This is a genomic window from Enterobacter cloacae complex sp. SYL001 (assembly GCF_049237025.1).
GTDB classification, from domain to species: Bacteria; Pseudomonadota; Gammaproteobacteria; order Enterobacterales; family Enterobacteriaceae; genus Enterobacter; species Enterobacter intestinihominis.
Map to the genome: position 1 here is coordinate 66323 of NZ_JBMKJI010000003.1, position 16379 is coordinate 82701.

Annotated in this window: 15 protein-coding genes; 9 read left to right on the forward strand and 6 right to left on the reverse strand. The window is 51.4% G+C overall.

Translation table 11 applies throughout. The annotated features are described in order from the left end of the window. Positions 1-83: 83 nt before the first annotated feature. From ACOTZP_RS05185 to ACOTZP_RS05215, 7 genes are all read left to right on the forward strand, one after another. Positions 84-695: a fimbrial protein gene (locus tag ACOTZP_RS05185; RefSeq protein WP_023299349.1), complete on the forward strand. Its 612-nt coding sequence runs from the start codon at positions 84-86 to the stop codon at positions 693-695. Between the two features lie 85 nt (positions 696-780). After that, positions 781-1524, forward strand: coding sequence for a fimbrial chaperone (locus ACOTZP_RS05190; protein WP_058645843.1), 744 nt, complete (start codon positions 781-783; stop codon positions 1522-1524). Positions 1525-1605: 81 nt separating this feature from the next. Beyond that, positions 1606-4200, forward strand: coding sequence for an outer membrane usher protein (locus tag ACOTZP_RS05195; protein WP_096216779.1), 2595 nt, complete (start codon positions 1606-1608; stop codon positions 4198-4200). A 38-nt stretch (positions 4201-4238) separates the two neighbouring features. Continuing rightward, the gene (locus tag ACOTZP_RS05200) at positions 4239-4808 is read left to right on the forward strand and encodes a fimbrial protein (protein WP_032625598.1); all 570 of its coding nucleotides are present in this window, start codon (positions 4239-4241) and stop codon (positions 4806-4808) included. A 26-nt stretch (positions 4809-4834) separates the two neighbouring features. Next, complete coding sequence (locus ACOTZP_RS05205) at positions 4835-5398, forward strand: hypothetical protein (RefSeq protein ID WP_023299346.1); 564 nt, start codon at positions 4835-4837, stop codon at positions 5396-5398. A gap of 14 nt (positions 5399-5412) precedes the next feature. Then, the gene (locus ACOTZP_RS05210; RefSeq protein ID WP_271074951.1) at positions 5413-6015 is read left to right on the forward strand and encodes a fimbrial-like protein; all 603 of its coding nucleotides are present in this window, start codon (positions 5413-5415) and stop codon (positions 6013-6015) included. A 20-nt stretch (positions 6016-6035) separates the two neighbouring features. Further along, on the forward strand, positions 6036-7121 hold the full coding sequence (locus tag ACOTZP_RS05215; protein WP_271074952.1) for a fimbrial protein: 1086 nt from the start codon (positions 6036-6038) through the stop codon (positions 7119-7121). A gap of 3 nt (positions 7122-7124) precedes the next feature. Here ACOTZP_RS05215 and ACOTZP_RS05220 read toward each other — a convergent pair whose 3' ends face one another. The 4 genes from ACOTZP_RS05220 to ACOTZP_RS05235 form a co-directional block, all read right to left on the reverse strand. Beyond that, entirely contained in the window at positions 7125-8372 is a 1248-nt protein-coding gene (locus ACOTZP_RS05220) for a polysaccharide deacetylase family protein (protein ID WP_032670914.1), read from the reverse strand. Between the two features lie 63 nt (positions 8373-8435). Next, positions 8436-8876, reverse strand: a complete 441-nt coding sequence (locus ACOTZP_RS05225) for a PTS sugar transporter subunit IIA (protein WP_063148780.1) — start codon at positions 8874-8876, stop codon at positions 8436-8438. A gap of 105 nt (positions 8877-8981) precedes the next feature. Next, entirely contained in the window at positions 8982-9752 is a 771-nt protein-coding gene (locus ACOTZP_RS05230; protein ID WP_022647074.1) for an ABC transporter permease, read from the reverse strand. After that, positions 9749-10675, reverse strand: coding sequence for an ABC transporter ATP-binding protein (locus ACOTZP_RS05235; protein WP_003856300.1), 927 nt, complete (start codon positions 10673-10675; stop codon positions 9749-9751). Before ACOTZP_RS05235 ends, ACOTZP_RS05230 begins: the two co-directional genes overlap by 4 nt. A 107-nt stretch (positions 10676-10782) precedes the next feature. Between ACOTZP_RS05235 and can the strand changes: the two genes are divergently transcribed. Further along, a complete protein-coding gene (gene can, locus ACOTZP_RS05240; protein ID WP_003856301.1) occupies positions 10783-11445 on the forward strand; it encodes a carbonate dehydratase in 663 nt (220 codons plus the stop codon). Positions 11446-11509: 64 nt separating this feature from the next. On the opposite strand, the gene hpt is transcribed toward can, so the two are convergent. Next, a complete protein-coding gene (gene hpt / locus ACOTZP_RS05245; protein WP_003856303.1) occupies positions 11510-12046 on the reverse strand; it encodes a hypoxanthine phosphoribosyltransferase in 537 nt (178 codons plus the stop codon). Between the two features lie 206 nt (positions 12047-12252). Between hpt and ACOTZP_RS05250 the strand changes: the two genes are divergently transcribed. Continuing rightward, complete coding sequence (locus ACOTZP_RS05250; RefSeq protein ID WP_023299340.1) at positions 12253-14643, forward strand: glucose/quinate/shikimate family membrane-bound PQQ-dependent dehydrogenase; 2391 nt, start codon at positions 12253-12255, stop codon at positions 14641-14643. Between the two features lie 86 nt (positions 14644-14729). On the opposite strand, the gene cueO is transcribed toward ACOTZP_RS05250, so the two are convergent. Then, on the reverse strand, positions 14730-16289 hold the full coding sequence (cueO, locus tag ACOTZP_RS05255) for a multicopper oxidase CueO (protein ID WP_271074953.1): 1560 nt from the start codon (positions 16287-16289) through the stop codon (positions 14730-14732). Between the last annotated feature and the right edge of the window lie 90 nt (positions 16290-16379).

Genomic DNA, 16379 nt, shown 5'->3' on the forward strand with positions numbered 1-16379 from the left:
TCCTTTTCCCGAAGCATCTGTTCGGAACGAACATAAGCCTTGCTTATGTTCACTTTTCTAGCATTTAAATATGGATATAAAAAATGTCTTTTAATAAATTAGGTCTGGCAACTGTAGTAGCAATGGTTCTGAGTGCGGGTTCTGCAATGGCAGCTGATATTCCTTCAGATACAGGCACTATTACTTTCCACGGTATGGTTTCTAATAACACCTGTAAAGTATCTCTGGATCAGAAGATTGACCAGGATGGTAATGATTTTGACGTTAACCTGGATACCGTGTTTGTAAAAGACTTCGCTAATGCGCTGGGTACCACCAGCACCCTGGGAGAAAAGAAATTCTCCCTCACCCTGACAGGTTGTGATTCTGCTACCGTCAACCAGGCATCTGCTCAGTTTGATTCCTGGGCGGGTTCTTCTTCAACTTCCGGCGGTCTGCTGGTTCCACCATCAAATACTCAAGGCGCCGCTAAAAACGTCAATCTGGTACTGTCAAACGATGGCAACTCCGCTACCGATCAGATCAAACTGGATCAGACCAACAATACCCAGAAAGCAACGATTGATACCACAGGCGCAGGCGCACTTTACTACCGTGTAGCGTATACCCAGGGTCAGAACTGGGATGCGGCCAACAACCCAGTGTCAGCTGGTGTGGTTCAGGCACAAGCTGCATTCACCATGATCTACGAGTAATTTTAAGCGCATAAATAAAATGCTCATATTATCCCCTGACGTACGTCAGGGGACTATTGATATCATTCCAACAGGAAGTGGAAAAATGTTAAGCACATCATTTTATAAAGGATTTAAAGCTGCCTGCTTTACAGCTGCTGCTGTCGCGTCATTCCAGGCAAGCGCAGATATCGTTATTTCGGGAACACGTATTGTTTATCAGCAGTCGCAAAAAGATGTCATCGTTTCTTTAGACAACCGTGGCAAAAAGCCACTATTAGTTCAATCATGGCTCGATGACGGTCGCGATGACACCAACCCACAGGAATTAAAACTACCGTTTATTATTACTCCACCAGTATCCCGAATTGATCCGCAAAAAGGTCAATCCGTTCGGATCTCATACCTGGGTGGTTCATTGCCGCAAGATCGCGAATCCCTATTCTGGTTCAATGTGCTCGAGATTCCACCGAAGTCAAAAGTGAAAGACGGTGAAAATCCTAACCAGCTCCAGCTGGCATTCCGCACACGTATTAAACTCTTTTTCCGACCTGACGGCCTGAAAGGTACGCCAGGAGATGCAGCAGCCAAAGTAACGTGGTCACAACAAAAACAAGGTAATACGCTAAACCTGATCGCACACAATGATTCCCCTTACAACGTTTCTATTTCAAATGTAAAGCTGAAATCAGCAAATAAAGAGTACCAGGTTGAGCATAAATCTATTTCACCGTTTAGTACTCAAATTATGCAGGTAAAAGGTTTAGGTAGTACTGCCACCGGCACTGTTGCTTACGAAACCATTAATGACAATGGCGGCTCTGATACTTTTGAAAGCAAAGTAAATTAATAACCGCACCACCGCCACATTATAAATATAACACGTATGAATGATTCATAGCATTCATACGACGACTTGTCTGGATGAAGCATGCTATTTCAACGATCAATTTTATGTCTCGCAATCTGTGCAGCATTTCCTCTGCATGCCAGCGAGACTGAAAAAAAAGCTGTAGACACCTCATCCGAAACAGAATCGGCCATTGAATTTAATGACCAGTTCCTTATCGATAATGGTGGAGGTATCAATGTCGATCGTTATGCTTATGGCAACCCAGTTCTGCCAGGTACTTACCGTGTAAAAGTGAATTTGAATGGCAATTCAAAATCCACGGTCGAGATGACATTCATTGATAACAAAACGCCACGTGCCTCAGCATGTCTGACTAAATTCACGCTGACACAGGCAGGCGTTGATACCAGCATATTAGGCGATGATGTTAAAAACGACGAAACGTCTTGCGTAGATATCAAAAAATATTATCCCGGTGCTTCTGAAAATTTTGATAGTAGCAAGCAGGAAATGGATCTTAATTTCCCGCAAATCTACGTGCTTAAACTTCCAGCAGGGTATGTCGATCCTTCATTATGGGATAATGGTGTTCCGGCCGGATTACTCTCATACGATCTTAATACCTGGCACAGCGAGTCAAACGGCACCAATTCAGATACCGCTTATGCGGGCTTGCATTATGGCCTGAACGTGGGGCCGTGGCGTTTACGTTCTCGCGGCAGTCTGAACTGGGACAGCGATAATGGCACACATTATTCCAGCCAGGATATCTACCTCCAGCGAGACATCACACCACTTAACGCACAGATGGTAATGGGTGATTCCTACACACGCGGTGATGTCTTTGACTCGGTGAGCCTGCGTGGTGCGCGTATGTATAACGATGACCGCATGCTCCCGGAAGGCACCTCTGGCTACGCGCCAGTAATTCGTGGTGTGGCAAACAGTAACGCCAAAGTTAGCGTAACGCAAAGCGGCAATAAAATTTATGAAACCACCGTTCCACCCGGTGCTTTCGAGATCAATGACCTCAGTACAACAGGCTATGGCAATGATTTGATTGTCACTGTAGAGGAAGCCGATGGAAGTAAACGGACGTTTACCGTTCCGTTCTCCTCAGTTACACAAATGCTCCGCCCAGGCTCCAGCCGCTGGGATGTGGGTTTAGGTGAGCTGAATGATGATTCATTGCACGATAAGCCAAACGTTGGCTACGCAACTTACGCGTATGGTCTGAATAATACCTTTACCGGTTACGTGGGTGCGCAATATACGGATATGGATTTCTACGCCGGCCTGCTTGGTCTGGCTATGAATACCCGTATTGGTGCATTCGCATTAGATGTTACCGGGTCCTATGCCGATATCGACGGGCTGGACACGCTTAAAGGGCAAAGTTATCGGCTGACCTACAGCAAAATGCTTGAAGCTACTAACACATCTCTTAACGTGGCAGCTTATCGCTTCTCTACAGAAGATTATCTCAGCCTTAACGATGCCGCCTCATTGCAGGACAGTATTCATCACGAGGAATATGGCAATCGATCTTATGACAGCAATGCCGAGCTTTATGCTGATTATCAGCGTACCAAAAACCAGATACAGGTCAGCCTGAACCAGCCATTGAATGTTAACGGTGATGAATACGGCTCACTCTATATTAGCGGTACCTGGCAGGATTACTGGAATGACTCTAGCTCCACCTCCGACTACAGCGTGGGTTACAACAATAGTTTTGCTTACGGTAGCTATAGCGTTTCTGTGCAACGCACGTACAACGAAACAGGGGAAAAGGATGACAGCGTTTATTTAAACGTCAGTATTCCATTCAGCATATTCAATAAAGATAGCGCGCAGTCAGGCGGATTTAATAACGTCAACATGAGCCTGCGCACTGATTTAAAAGGCGGTACCAGTTTTAACTCTACGGCAAGCGGCAACTCCAAAAACAGTGAAGTGAGCTATTCCGTTAGCGCCTCATCAAGCGGGGGCAACTACGGCAACCTGAACCAGGTCAGTGGCTATAGCTCATGGAACAGTCCTTACGGGCCGCTCGGTGTCTCAGCGTCCTTTGGCGATGACAATAGTAAACAGTATTCCGCGAGTTATAACGGCGGAATGGTTGTTCACTCGGGTGGCGTTGTATTTACATCCGGCAGTATCGGCGAAACGGATTCACTTGCGCTGGTAAAAGCAAGTGGCGCAACGGGTGCTCGGCTGGGTTACGGCCAAAGCCGCATTAACAGCTCCGGGTACGGGATTATGCCTTATATGTCAGCCTACAGAGAAAACCGAGTATCGCTCGATATCAGCACTCTCGAAGCAGACGTTGAAATCAAAAATACCAGCGCAGTTGCCGTACCTCGCAATGGCTCCGTTGTATTAGTGAATTTTGAAACGGATGAAGGTCGTTCGCTTGTTCTGGAATTACAACGTTCTGATAACGGCTTTATTCCGCTAGGTGCAGATGTTCTGAATGAGAAAAACGAATCTATCGGAACGGTAGGCCAGGCAGGACAAGCTTATGTACGCGGTGTGGAAGACAAAGGCGCTCTCCGGGTGGTATGGGGAAGCGATGGATCCAGCTCTTGCACGGTGCATTATCAGATTCCTGAAAATGCGAAGAAAGCAGGCTTAACCACGATTCTGAGTAATCAACAGTGCCAAATGTAATGATGTTAAAACAGGGAATCACACCCATGGGAAATAATATGAAGAAAAATCATTGCGGTTATTCATTAATCGCATTAGCAATGTTAGCGATGTCAGGTTCTGCTGCGGCAGCCGATCTCAATGTTAACTTCACTGCCAATATCCGCGAAACCACCTGCGATATGAAACTGGTCGGCGGTACGGGTTCAGATACGCAGCAAACGCTGACTATCGGTAATAACGGTCAGGTACGTTTAGATGATGTAAAAGCCGGAACGGCAAATGCCAATTTCAAAATTGTGCTCGTTGAATGCCCGGCGTCGCTGACCTCGTTAAAAACAACCGTAAAAGGAACCAAATCAGGTTATTTAGCTAGCGGCCTTGTTAACCAGATTGCAAAAACTAACGGTGGTGCTGATTACTCTGCGGCTGAAATCGCCAGAGCCGATGCACCAAATACTCCTTTTATCATTAACTCAACCCTGGATTCAGAGCGCCTGGTCTGGAGTCCGACAGAAATCCAGAATAAGGAAGTTGCTCTGGTGGCCACCTTACGTGAAACAAAAGAAAACAGCATGACCATTGGTGATTTTCAGGCCGTGGCGACCTTTGAATTTAGCTACGAGTGATTAGTGCAGGAAAACGGAGCAACATTATGAAATTCAATTCTACTTTTATCGCCCTGTCCGTTTCTGCTCTTCTGTTCTCGGGAATGGCAAGCGCAGCAATTACAGGCACCCCTAGTGTCGAATTAACGATTAAATCAAAAATTGTATCAGGCACATGTACCGCAAAAGTACTTAACGATGCAGGCACAGCCTCCACTGAAATTGCGTTCGGCGACGTATACAAATCCGATCTGGTGAACAAAACCCGTGTCGAGCCGCTCAAGATTAGTTTCACCAACTGTTCTGGAGTAACCAAGGCAACGGTGTCCGCTGCGAAAGGCGCTGGTGGTGAATGCAGTGGCGTCAACAAGACGGGTGATTCTTACTCTGGCGGCTTAGCAACGGGCTTTGAGATCTGGTCGGGTGTTGTCGATACTGGCGAGCTTATGAGCTGTAACACGCCTCCGGCTGCTAAGGATGTCACCATTACTGATGGTACCGGTGAATTCCCGATGAATTCCCGTATCGTTATCGGGCAAGGCCAAACCATTGCTGATGTAGGCGCGGGGGCGGTTACTGCGCCAGTCACGTTTACTATCGCTTATCCATAATACCAGGAACCAGTATGCAAAAATCACCGTTTATTTTATACCAGCCCGGTCTTGTGTTGCTTATGGGCTTGGCTGGTGGCATCTTGCCTGGCGTAAGCCAGGCAAGCTCAGGATTAGACGTAAATATTACCGCTAACATTGTTAATAGCACCTGTAAGATGACCGTGGAAAATGACGGCGAAATTTATCTCCCCAAAGCGATGCGCAGTTGGTTTTATAACCCGGATGGTAGCGATCGTTTTACTGCAACCGATGATGCAGGCGGTACGCCTTTTAAGATCCATGTAGATGATTGCTATGGAGACAGCGGTACGGCTAAAAAGCTGAGTTTTAGCTTTTCGCCGCAGTCGGGTTTCTGGCCAGGACAAAATCAGGTTTTCAAAAGTGATGATACCGCCGCAGGCGCGGCAAAAAATGTCGGCGTCGTCGTTTTCTCTGAAAAATATAAAAAGAATGTTTTAAACAACGACGGCACGTCAAAAATCACTTATGACGTAAGCGGTCAGGATACTGCATTTTTAACGGATTATCAGTTCTATGCCCGATATCAAAATATTGGCGTAGTGGCTGGTGGTGTCGTTACCAGTAAAGTATTGGTTGACGTCACTTACGAATAATAATCAGAACAGGAAAAAGGATGAGAATGTTCAACTTTATAAGACAGGGTTTCAACGTGAAAGGCACAATGACGTTTGCCATGGCGAGCGCGTTATTTACCCTCAGCCACTCCTGCTGGGCAGATGAGTGCCGCATGAATAATGGAAAAGGCGGCACAACCACGCTGATCAATTCTGACTACTCAGGTGGCACCGTACGTCTTCCCCCTCCGGGTAATTATGCCAGTACTCTTTTTAACGTTAACCTGACACCAGGCATTCAGGCCGAATGTGGTATGGGGGACGATGGTTTTAACCTCGTGTCACAAACAAACCCGACCTTGCTGATGGGGAGCAGTTATGGCAGGGCTATGTTTGAAACAAACATTCCGGGGATTTATTATTCCGTAAGGGTGCACACCGCAGAAAGCACTGGAGGCATGGGTGGTTACTTCGCTATGAATACTACTGGCTGGACTACCGTTGCATCCTCAGGTAAGTCTGACCCCTGGGATAGAAAATGGATAAACACCTCAGTTCAAATTTATATTGATGAAGGTTACAGAGGCAACCCGAACAAAGAAACCGCAATCAGACCCAAACCCGGCACTCTGGGTAAAATGGCTATTGGTAATCCAGATGATACTAACAACCGACCATGGACATTTGTGGTCAACGAGGACTCATTCCAGATCCCGATCGTTCTTCCAACCTGCGACATGGCCATGCTATCGGATGGTACTAATAATGTTAACCTGGGGGAATATTATGTTTCAGACATTAAAAACAATCGGGTTAAGGATATCCCTTTTTCCATTAGCTTAAGCAATTGTACCGGTGTGGCAAATATCACAACCAAACTCACCACCTCAAAGCTAACCGGAAAAAATAATGATCTTCTTGGTAATACGCTTTCGTCCGGAGCTGAGGGCGCAGGCGTGAAAATCATGTATAACGGAACCTCTCAACTTCTGCCGAATAATCCTGACTCATCCTATGTCATAACGGATTACCAAACCCCTGAATCCAAGCAAATTAATTATGTTGCTCAACTGGTAGCAAACGGAAACACAGTGAAACCGGGGTCGTTTAAAGCCACCGGCGTATTCACCCTTTCATACGACTAACCGCTATCCCTGCGGCTGATTACTGATCAGCCGCGACATCGTCTCCAGTGAATCCGTTCTTAAGATATACAAACGCTTCAACAGGAACGGATTATCCCCCGGCTTCACCTTCCCTTTCATCGTCGTCACTGCCAGATGAAAACCAGCGTCATTCGCTGCCTTTATCGCTTTATTGTCATAGCCGCCAAACGGATACGACACATACAACACGCGCGGGTTGAACTGCGCCAGTGCACGACGTGAGCGTTCAAAATCAAACAGGATCACGTGATAGCTACGGCTCAACAGGATGGGGTGTTTATAGCCATCCACGCGATGCAGGAAATGAGTGTGAGACTGAATGTCGAACACATCCTGGATGCCCTTGATTTCCTGAACGCTCATAAACTGTAGCGATTTTGGATCCCACTTCTGCGGATGGCCTTTGATTCGGGATGAAATTATAAACGCCGTCGCGTTGAAGCCATATTCTTTCAGCACCGGATACGCATAGCGGCTCACCGATTTGAGGCCATCATCAAAGGTGATCACCACCGCTTTCGCGGGCAGGTTCATCTTGTTACGCACGTACCCTTCAAGCTGGTACATCGTCAGCGTGGTGTAGCCCTGATCGCGTAACCAGGCCATCTGATTATTAAACGCACGTACGCTGGTCGTCGTGGAGGTATGTCGAAAACGGGTGTTCTCTTCATCACGCAAAATATGATGGTAGGTCAGAACCGGTAGCCCGTTATCTTCCTGCGCATCCAGGCTGCTTACCCATGCCAGACGATTACCGATACGGATCTGGAACCAGGTCTGGTTCAGGCGGTCTTTCAGCTTATTCAGAATCGGATAGCGAAGATTAGCGCTTAAGGTGCCAAAGGGCGCGCTTCCGCTGCTGGGGGCGTTATACACCGGCGTGTCTTTCCAGGTAATGAGGTTTTGATTACTGAGCGGCTTGTTCAAGTCACCCAGGCTATCCTCAACGCGTTGTTTGCCCTGAACTTTTTCAAGGTGGTCTTTATCAATAAACCCCGTACCGAATCCGAAACGAAATTCATAGTAATCCGCCGCGGCCGGAAAGACAGCGAGGATCTGCCCGGCGCGGACATTCCCCACATTCACAACGGCATTTCCCACCTGCGCCCAGATGGCCGCATCTTCGGTGGTTTGCATATACTGAGCAGGAAGGCCTTGCTGGCTGGTCAGGCTGGCAGACGCACCACCGGAAACCACGAGCAGAAGGATAAAGATAACGCGCTTGAGCATGGAATATAAATCGACACAGAAAATCAGCCGCCATTGTAACAAAAGCGGCATCAATACCAATGTTTAATGCTTATACAGATCGTGAAGCAGAACAAAAGGCGGGTTCTTCTGCTGCTGGTGCCACAAGCTGCTCACGCCCGGCGAGCCCTGCGCCACAATGGCGTGACGAAACTCAGCGCTGCTCAACGTTGCGCGCAGCGGATACATCGCTTCGAGTAAAGGCAGGCTGATACCGGAGATTACTTCACAGTTATCGTGCTTATGGCTCATTAGGGCAGCCGCACGGTATGGCGCCGCGCCGGATCTGTCAGTGAGAAAAATCACGCCATCGCCGGTGTCGGTTTCATGCAGCGCGTCACACATCATCCGGCTGAGCATATTGGTGCTCAGCCCTCGCCAGTAATTTACCGCACGACATTGCGCCAGGGGGCCAAATCGGGCCGCCAGCTTAAGCAGCATTTCCTGTGCCTCTTCATCGTGGCAGGTGATCACCAATCCCAGCATAACGTCTCTCCTTAGCAGGCGAGTAGTTTATCCAGGTGAAGGTTAGTTTACGGTGATAACTGTCAAAGAAAGTGCCCGGCAAACAGAACGTCGCCGGGCAGAAGGTTAGCTACGCAGCCCGCGTCCGCGCTGGATCAGATACCAGCACAGCAGATAGAATGCCACGATAAACACCACCAGCACCACAACGGTGGTGAACAGCGGGACATCGGCAATGCCGAGGAAGCCAAAGCGGAAGCCGCTGATCATGTAGACAATCGGGTTCAGGTGCGACAGCGCCTGCCAGAACGGCGGCAGCAGCGTCAGGGAGTAAAACACCCCGCCCAGATAGGTCAGCGGCGTCAGCACGAAGGTCGGGATCAGGCTGATGTCATCAAACGTTTTAGCAAACACCGCGTTCAGCAGCCCGGCGAGGGAGAACAGGATCGCCGTCAGCAATAATGTGAGCGCCACGAACAGCCACGAATGCACCTGGAACGGGACGAAGAACAACGAAATCGCCGTCACCAGAATCCCCACGCACAGCCCGCGCGCTACGCCGCCGCCCACGTAACCGGCGATGATCACATGCGTTGGCACCGGCGCCACCAGCAGCTCTTCAATGTTGCGCTGGAACTTGGCGCTAAAGAACGACGACGCTACGTTCGCGTAAGCGTTGGTGATCACCGCCATCATGATCAGGCCCGGCACGATAAACTGCATATAGGTAAAACCGTGCATCTCACCAATGCGGGAGCCAATCAGGTTACCGAAAATGATGAAGTAGAGCGTCATGGTGATCACCGGCGGCACCAGGGTTTGCACCCAGATACGCATAAAGCGGTTAATCTCTTTTGCCCAGATGCTTTTCAGCGCGACCCAGTAAAGATGCGTCATGCCTTGTCTCCTTGTTTGTCGTGCACCAGAGAGACAAACAGCTCTTCCAGTCGGTTTGCTTTGTTACGCATGCTTAATACCTGAATGCCCTGCGCACTCAACTGTGAGAACACGCTGTTGATACCCTGCTCGCGCAGCACTTCTACCTCCAGCGTCGAGGTATCGACCAGGCGATAGTTGTAGCCCTCCAGTTTCGGCAGCGCGCTTTTCGCCGCCAGATCGAGGATAAAGGTCTCTGATTTGAGCTTGGAGAGCAGATTCTTCATCGAGGTGTTTTCCACCAGCTCACCGTGCTGAATAATGCCGATATTGCGGCACAGCATTTCCGCCTCTTCCAGGTAGTGCGTGGTCAGAATGATGGTGGTGCCTTTATCGTTCAGATCTTTCAGGAAGCCCCACATGGAACGACGCAGTTCAATATCCACGCCAGCAGTCGGCTCATCAAGGATAAGCAGCTTTGGCTCGTGCATCAGCGCGCGGGCAATCATCAGGCGGCGCTTCATCCCCCCGGACAACATCCGCGCGCGTTCGTTACGCTTCTCCCACAGGTCGAGCTGTTTCAGATACTTTTCGCTGCGCTCAAGCGCCTCTTTGCGCTCAACGCCATAGTAACCCGCCTGGTTAACAACAATCTGCTGTACCGTCTCAAACGGGTTGAAGTTGAACTCCTGCGGCACCAGCCCCAGCTGACGCTTGGCGTTGACCACATCTTTTTGCAGATCGTAGCCAAACACGCTGACGCGGCCGGAGGTTTTGTTGACCAGCGAGCTGATGATCCCGATGGTGGTGGATTTCCCCGCCCCGTTCGGCCCCAGAAGCGCGTAGAAATCTCCCGCTTCGACTTTAAGATCTATCCCGCGCAGCGCCTGAACGCCCCCCGGGTAGGTTTTTTTGAGCTGTTCAAGCTCCAGTGCAATCGCCATGAATTCAACTTACCTTAAGTTCTGACACACGTTGTGTGGTTTCATTAAAAGTCGGGTTACCCTATAGTAGCGCAACGCAATCACTTGGTTACAGGTCGCTAACCTCCATGAACGACATAGATACACTCATCAGCAACAATGCACTATGGTCAAAAATGCTGGTGGAGGAAGACCCCGGATTTTTTGGAAAACTCGCGCAAGCGCAGAACCCGCGCTTTCTCTGGATTGGATGTTCTGACAGCCGTGTCCCCGCCGAACGTCTGACGGGTCTTGAACCTGGCGAACTGTTTGTTCACCGCAATGTGGCTAACCTGGTTATTCATACCGATCTCAACTGCCTTTCGGTTGTGCAGTACGCCGTTGACGTTCTTGAGGTTGAGCACATCATTATTTGTGGCCACTACGGCTGCGGCGGCGTGCAGGCGGCGGTCGAAAACACAGAGCTGGGGTTAATCGATAACTGGCTGCTGCACATTCGTGATATCTGGTTCAAACATAGCTCACTGCTGGGCGAAATGCCGCAGGAGCGCCGTCTCGACACCTTGTGTGAGCTGAACGTAATGGAGCAGGTCTATAACCTGGGCCACTCGACGATTATGCAGTCTGCCTGGAAACGCGGGCAGAAGGTCTCCATCCACGGCTGGGCGTACGGTATTCACGACGGTCTGCTGCGCAATCTGGAAGTGACCGCCACCAACCGCGAAACGCTGGAACAGCGTTACCGCTCGGGAATTGCCAACCTCAAGCTTAAGCATGTGAACCATAAATAACAAAGCCGGGGGTTTTCACCCTCTCCCTGTGGGAGAGGGCTGGGGTGAGGGCATCAGCCCGCAATTATTCGTCCAGAATCACTACTTTCCCAACATACGGCAGATGGCGATAACGCTGCGCGTAATCAATGCCGTAACCCACCACGAATTCGTCCGGGATGGAGAAACCAACGAACTCCACCGGCACCTGCACTTCACGGCGTTCAGGCTTATCCAGCAGGGTACAAATCGCCAGTGATTTTGGTTCACGCAGGCTCAGGATCTCACGCACTTTAGAGAGCGTGTTACCGGAGTCGATGATGTCCTCAACAATCAACACATCTTTGCCACGAATATCTTCATCCAGATCTTTCAGGATTTTCACATCACGGGTTGTGGACATGCCGCTGCCGTAACTGGAGGCGGTCATAAAATCGACCTCGTGCGGCACCTGCACTTCACGGCACAGGTCTGCCATGAACATGAAAGAACCACGCAACAGACCGACCAGCACCATTTCGCTGCCGCTGTCCTTGTAATGTTCGGTGATTTGACGACCCAGTTCGGCGATACGCGCTTTGATCTCGGCTTCCGGGATCATCACTTCAACAGTATGTTTCATATTACTAACCAAATGATTTTAGTGAAAATCTCTCAATGCGGATGACTCTCGCTCCGGCATCGATACGCAAGCCAGCCATTATACCAGTAAATGGATTGCCCTGGCGTATGAGTTATAAAAAGCAATATTTGTGATTCCGATCACAGTTGTTAATACCTATAATTAATTGCTAGCAAATAATTAACAAAACTGACGAGTACTTTTCTATGGCTGAAACAAAAACTAAACAGCCGCGTCTACTGGTGACATTAACAGCCGCGTTTGCCGCATTCTGCGCGCTGTATTTGTTAATCGGTGGCGTATGGCTGGTCGCGATTGGCGGCTCCTGGTACTACCCGATTGCGGGTCTGGTTATGGTTGGCGTAACCGTCCTGCTTTTACGCAGAAAACAATCTGCTCTGTGGCTGTACGCAGCGTTACTGCTCGCAACCATGATCTGGGGCGTCTGGGAGGTCGGATTCGACTTCTGGGCGTTGACGCCGCGCAGCGACATTCTGGTCTTCTTCGGTATCTGGCTGATCCTGCCGTTTGTCTGGCGTCGTCTGATCGTCCCTTCCAGTGGTGCTGTAGCCGGTCTGGTCGTTGCCCTGCTGATTAGTGGCGGCATCCTGACCTGGGCCGGATTCAACGACCCGCAGGAGATCCACGGTACGCTGAACACTGAATCCACGCCGGCTGCGGCTATCTCGCAGGTGGCTGACGGCGACTGGCCAGCCTATGGTCGTAATCAGGAAGGTCAACGTTACTCCCCGCTGAAGCAGATCAACGCGGACAACGTGAAAAACCTGAAGGAAGCCTGGGTATTCCGTACCGGCGACCTGAAAATGCCGAACGATCCGGGTGAGCTGACCAACGAAGTGACCCCGATTAAAGTGGGCAACATGCTCTACCTGTGTACGGCGCACCAGCGTCTGTTCGCGCTCGACGCGGCCACCGGTAAAGAGAAATGGCACTTTGATCCACAGCTGAACTCCAACCCGTCGTTCCAGCACATCACCTGCCGCGGCGTCTCTTACCACGAAGCGCGCGCTGATAATGCCAGCCCGGAAGTCATTGCCGACTGTCCTCGCCGCATTATGCTGCCGGTGAACGATGGCCGCCTGTTTGCCATCAACGCTGAGACCGGTAAGCTGTGCGAAACCTTCGCTAACAAAGGCATTCTGAATCTTCAGACCAACATGCCGGACACTACGCCGGGTCTGTATGAGCCGACCTCCCCGCCAATCATTACCGATAAAACCATCGTGATTGCCGGTTCGGTAACGGATAACTTCTCTACCCGCGAAACCTCCGGCGTTATCCGTGGTTTCGACGTGAACACAGGTAAACTGCTGTGGGCCTTCGACCCGGGCGCGAAAGATCCCAACGCGATCCCATCGGATGAACACACCTTTACCTTTAACTCACCGAACTCCTGGGCACCGGCAGCGTATGACGCGAAGCTGGACCTGGTTTACCTGCCGATGGGCGTGACCACGCCGGATATCTGGGGCGGTAACCGTACGCCGGAGCAGGAACGTTACGCCAGCTCCATCGTGGCGCTGAACGCAACGACCGGTAAACTGGCATGGAGCTACCAGACCGTTCACCACGATCTGTGGGATATGGATATGCCGTCCCAGCCGACGCTGGCGGACATTACCGTTAACGGTAAAACCGTTCCGGTGATTTACGCCCCGGCCAAAACCGGCAACATCTTCGTGCTGGATCGCAGCAACGGTAAGCTGGTTGTTCCTGCGCCGGAAAAACCGGTTCCGCAGGGTGCGGCCAAAGGCGACTACGTCACCAAAACGCAGCCGTTCTCTGATCTGAGTTTCCGTCCGGAGAAAGACCTCAGCGGTGCAGACATGTGGGGTGCCACGATGTTTGACCAGCTGGTATGCCGCGTGATGTTCCACCAGCTGCGCTATGAAGGCATCTTCACGCCGCCGTCAGAGCAGGGCACGCTGGTCTTCCCGGGTAACCTGGGGATGTTCGAGTGGGGTGGGATCTCCGTTGACCCTAACCGTCAGGTCGCCATCGCTAACCCAATGGCGCTGCCATTCGTTTCCCGTCTGATCCCACGCGGTCCGGGTAACCCAATGGAGCAGCCTAAAGATGCGAAAGGCAGCGGTACCGAAGCCGGTATCCAGCCGCAGTATGGCGTTCCTTATGGTGTGACCCTGAATCCGTTCCTTTCTCCGTTCGGTCTGCCGTGTAAACAGCCTGCCTGGGGTTACATCTCCGGTCTGGATCTGAAGACCAACAAGATCGTCTGGAAGAAACGTATTGGTACGCCACAGGACAGCATGCCGTTCCCGATGCCTGTTCCAGTGCCGTTCAATATGGGTATGCCAATGCTGGGTGGCCCAATCTCCACCGCCGGTAACGTGCTGTTCATCGCGGCAACCGCAGATAACTACCTGCGCGCGTACAACATGACCAACGGTGAAAAACTGTGGCAAGGCCGTCTGCCAGCCGGTGGACAGGCTACGCCGATGACCTATGAAGTGAATGGCAAGCAGTACGTTGTCATCTCCGCAGGTGGTCACGGTTCGTTTGGCACGAAGATGGGCGACTATATTGTCGCGTATGCACTGCCTGACGACGCTAAGTAATGAAAAAGCCCGGTGGCGCTAACGCATACCGGGCTTTCGGGTGTCCTATGTAGGCCGGGTAAGGCGAAGCCGCCACCCGGCTTTTTTTATACGGTAAAGCCCAGCATCATCCCCGTATCTTCATGCTCCAGCAGATGGCAGTGGGCCATATAGGCAAACTCTTTCGGCGCTTCGTGATCGAACTTCACCAGCACCTCGCTGACACCGCCTTCCACCCTCACCGTATCTTTCCAGCCCCGGCGATGCGCGTCCGGCGCTTTACCGTTCTCAGAGAGAATACGGAACTGCGTGCCGTGGATATGGAACGGGTGCAGCATCATGTCGCCTTCGCCTGAAATCACCCAGCGTTCAAACTGCCCTTTCGTGGCGGCGAACATGGGCGTGTTCATATCGAACGCTTTGCCGTTGATGCGGTTGGCGTCGTGGAAATCGAAACCATGGCCGCCGTGATCCATGCCGCCCATTTTACCGTGGTCCATATTCATATGGCCCATCATCTGGCCGTGGTGCATTCCCGCCATGGCCTGATTGCCGTACTTCTTCATCAGCGCCTGCATGCCCATCATGTCGAGCATCGGGTCCATGGAGAGCTGAAGTTTAAGCTGCGTAAGCCCGTCCAGCGACGGGAGTGCGGGTAGCGTGGTGAGGGCGTCCGGCAGCGTACCGGAAGCGGCGATCTGTAGCGGCTGAATGCGCAGGACCGGATGGGGTTTATCAAACGGCGCAACGGCCATCCCCATCTGGCTGACCGGCAGGGTCACCAGGTCAAACGCTTTGCCATCGCTGATATCCACCAGCACCTCGAAGCGCTCGCCCATCAGCATCGGCAGCTCGCTCACCTTCACCGGTTCCGGCAGCAGGCCGCCGTCGCTTGCCACCACATACAGCGGGCGTTTATCGCTGGTGGCGAAGTTCAGCGAGCGGGCGTTACAGCCATTTAGCAGGCGTAAACGCAGCCAGCCTTTTGGCGCGGCATGCTGCGGGTAGATTGCGCCGTTGGTCAGCAGCGTATCGCCAAACCAGCCTACCGCCGCGCTCATTACGTCCAGCTGATAGTCAATTTGCCCGTCAGCGCTGAATTTTTTGTCCTGCACAATCACCGGGACATCGTCGATACCCCACTGTTTTGGCAGGCGCAGCAGGCGGCTTTCATCGTCTTCAATCAGCACCAGACCGGCCAGCCCCATCGCCACCTGATGGCCCGTTTTGCCATGCTGATGCGGGTGGAACCAGCAGGTCGCCGCACGCTGGTCAGGAGTAAAGGTGACGCTGCGTTTACCACCAGGCCTGATGACGCCCTGAGGCCCCCCATCCACTTCGCCCGGGACTTCCAGCCCATGCCAGTGCAGCGTGGTCTCTTGCGCTAGTGTGTTATGAATGTCTACCGTCACCGCCTTCCCTTTGCGTAACTGCAACGCAGGGCCGAGCAAATTGCCGTTATAACCCCACGTCGTGGCGGCGTGCTGACCGAACGTGGTTTTACCGGCCTGCACCACAAGCTGAATGCGGCTGCGGGCATCTGCGGCGAGTAATTCAGGTATGGGTAAAGCAGGTCTGTCGGCGGCAAAAACGGCGCGGCTCCAGAGCGGTAACGCGCTGGCAACCCCCAGCGCGGCAGAAAATTTTAAAAAATCACGACGTTGCATGTGCATTTCCTTATTTCCAGCAGGCGATCTTTTGAGCATAAACCCTCCCCTTACCGGAAGGTCAAGCACGGCGGCAATAATAAAGATCGT

Coding starts and splice junctions, on each gene's coding strand:
- ACOTZP_RS05185 (WP_023299349.1), top strand. CDS start 84: ATGTCTTTTAATAAATTAGGTCTGGCAACTGTAGTAGCAATGGTTCTG.
- ACOTZP_RS05190 (WP_058645843.1), top strand. CDS start 781: ATGTTAAGCACATCATTTTATAAAGGATTTAAAGCTGCCTGCTTTACA.
- ACOTZP_RS05195 (WP_096216779.1), top strand. CDS start 1,606: ATGCTATTTCAACGATCAATTTTATGTCTCGCAATCTGTGCAGCATTT.
- ACOTZP_RS05200 (WP_032625598.1), top strand. CDS start 4,239: ATGAAGAAAAATCATTGCGGTTATTCATTAATCGCATTAGCAATGTTA.
- ACOTZP_RS05205 (WP_023299346.1), top strand. CDS start 4,835: ATGAAATTCAATTCTACTTTTATCGCCCTGTCCGTTTCTGCTCTTCTG.
- ACOTZP_RS05210 (WP_271074951.1), top strand. CDS start 5,413: ATGCAAAAATCACCGTTTATTTTATACCAGCCCGGTCTTGTGTTGCTT.
- ACOTZP_RS05215 (WP_271074952.1), top strand. CDS start 6,036: ATGAGAATGTTCAACTTTATAAGACAGGGTTTCAACGTGAAAGGCACA.
- ACOTZP_RS05220 (WP_032670914.1), bottom strand. CDS start 8,372: ATGCTCAAGCGCGTTATCTTTATCCTTCTGCTCGTGGTTTCCGGTGGT.
- ACOTZP_RS05225 (WP_063148780.1), bottom strand. CDS start 8,876: ATGCTGGGATTGGTGATCACCTGCCACGATGAAGAGGCACAGGAAATG.
- ACOTZP_RS05230 (WP_022647074.1), bottom strand. CDS start 9,752: ATGACGCATCTTTACTGGGTCGCGCTGAAAAGCATCTGGGCAAAAGAG.
- ACOTZP_RS05235 (WP_003856300.1), bottom strand. CDS start 10,675: ATGGCGATTGCACTGGAGCTTGAACAGCTCAAAAAAACCTACCCGGGG.
- can (WP_003856301.1), top strand. CDS start 10,783: ATGAACGACATAGATACACTCATCAGCAACAATGCACTATGGTCAAAA.
- hpt (WP_003856303.1), bottom strand. CDS start 12,046: ATGAAACATACTGTTGAAGTGATGATCCCGGAAGCCGAGATCAAAGCG.
- ACOTZP_RS05250 (WP_023299340.1), top strand. CDS start 12,253: ATGGCTGAAACAAAAACTAAACAGCCGCGTCTACTGGTGACATTAACA.
- cueO (WP_271074953.1), bottom strand. CDS start 16,289: ATGCAACGTCGTGATTTTTTAAAATTTTCTGCCGCGCTGGGGGTTGCC.